3 protein-coding genes are annotated in these 1,731 nt (G+C 56.4%); 2 read left to right on the top strand and 1 reads right to left on the bottom strand.

Annotated features, from left to right (window positions below; translation table 11 throughout):
• The first annotated feature begins 104 nt into the window (after positions 1–104).
• The gene (locus QP908_RS11915) at positions 105–620 is read left to right on the top strand and encodes a Gp37-like protein (RefSeq protein ID WP_502868915.1); all 516 of its coding nucleotides are present in this window, start codon (positions 105–107) and stop codon (positions 618–620) included.
• A 238-nt stretch (positions 621–858) separates the two neighbouring features.
• Positions 859–1,134, top strand: coding sequence for a GH25 family lysozyme (locus QP908_RS11675; RefSeq protein WP_284772355.1), 276 nt, complete (start codon positions 859–861; stop codon positions 1,132–1,134).
• 32 nt (positions 1,135–1,166) lie between these two features.
• On the opposite strand, the gene QP908_RS11670 is transcribed toward QP908_RS11675, so the two are convergent.
• Positions 1,167–1,403 (bottom strand): hypothetical protein, encoded by a 237-nt coding sequence (locus QP908_RS11670; RefSeq protein ID WP_284772354.1) that lies wholly within the window; start codon positions 1,401–1,403, stop codon positions 1,167–1,169.
• Positions 1,404–1,731: the final 328 nt, after the last annotated feature.

Below are 1,731 nucleotides of genomic sequence, written 5' to 3'. Positions count from 1 at the left end.
AACTCACAATGAACATCCTCTCCTACGGACACAAGATCCGCACTAATCGGGTGTCCACTAAACGAGGGTAACCTCAAGCTACCGCAACTTTCGTCGGCGGCGCCATCGCCGGCGCCAAAAACGCCTGGCCCGGAAACGACAAACAACTCGACGACCTACAAAACAAACTCGAAAAAGCCACCAGCAAACTCACCGAAGACAAACTACTCGCCTTCACCCACCACCAAGCCACCCGCAGAGCCCGACACCTCGGCCCCTACCGCCGCCGCGAACTCGTCGCCTCCGGAGAAGGCTTCACCATCGAAGGCCAACAACAAGCCTACGAAGCACTCGCCAAAGGCAAAGGCAACCTCTCAGCCTCATTCAAACTCACCGACACTTGCCCCTACCAACTCGGCTACGAAATAAACGTCGGCGACCAAATCGGCATCCAATGGCGAGACATGAACCTATCCACCTGGATTGATGAAGCCACCATCAGCCACACCCCCGGAACACCACCCAAAACTGAGCTCGCTGTTGGTGAAGCACAACCCCGCCAATCCGCCCTCCAGCAACTCAACGAAAACCAAAAACACATCTCCGCCACAACGAAAAGACTCAAAACCCTCATAGGGTAAAATCACCACCGAGGAACACCAGTTCCACACACAACGGGGGGATAAAAACATGGGAGTATGCCTAAACCGCGACACTCCACCAGGCGCATGGGTAGTCAACCAACCCATACTCAACGCCACCAACCAACTACACGCACTCTTCTTCGGCCCAGACGACTACACCACCGGCCGAAACGCAATCGAAGCGCTCACACCAGCCCTACACAGCTGGCTCAACAAATAAGGGGGAAAAATAATCATGCCACTCTACGGACTCGACGTATCCGAACACAACAACGGACTCAACCTACACACCGCACAACAAGAAGGCTACGACTTCGCCATCATCCGCATCTGCGACGGAACCTACACCGACCCCATCTTTCACTCCCACCTGAAAGACGCAGAAACCGCAGGACTCATCACCAGCGGCTACTGGTACCTCCGCGCCCCTCCGAAGGAACCACCATCGCCCAACAAGTCAACACCATCGACCAACAACTACAAGGCCGCAAAGACCTCCCCATCTGGATAGACGTCGAATCAGTCGACGCCAACCGCAACCCCCTACTCTCCGGAAACGACGTCTGGGCAGCAAAACACGAACTCGAATGCCGCGGCTACACCGTCCCCGGCATCTACTCCGGCGCCTGGTACTGGGAAAAAATGATAGGCGGCGAACCCTCCATGGACGGCCTCGGCGCCCTCTGGGTCTCCAGCTACGGCACCAACGACCACGGAACCGCCGCACAACTCTACCCAGGCGACAACAGCCCACGCTGGAACTACCCACTCGGCAACCACACCCCCCCGACATCCTCCAATACGGCTCCAACGGACACGCAGCCACCTACCCCGGCGTCGTAGACATCAACGCCTACCGCGGCACCCACGACGACCTCAAACACCTACTCGGCCACTAAACCCCAGCACACACGCACCAGAAAGGAGAATCAATCATGCCTAAGCACGCACAAAACATCATCCATCCACAACAATTCCAACTCGACCGCGGCATCACACACTCCCCCTGGTACCTACGCCAAACCATCTACACTGAGGTTACCCTCGTTTAGTGGACACCCGATTAGTGCGGATCTTGTGTCCGTAGGAGAGGATGTTCATTGTGAGT

Origin of the sequence: Corynebacterium sp. MSK204 (genome assembly GCF_030229885.1) — a bacterium.
Classification (GTDB): Bacteria; Actinomycetota; Actinomycetes; order Mycobacteriales; family Mycobacteriaceae; genus Corynebacterium.
This window is presented reverse-complemented; position numbering and strand designations above follow the sequence as displayed.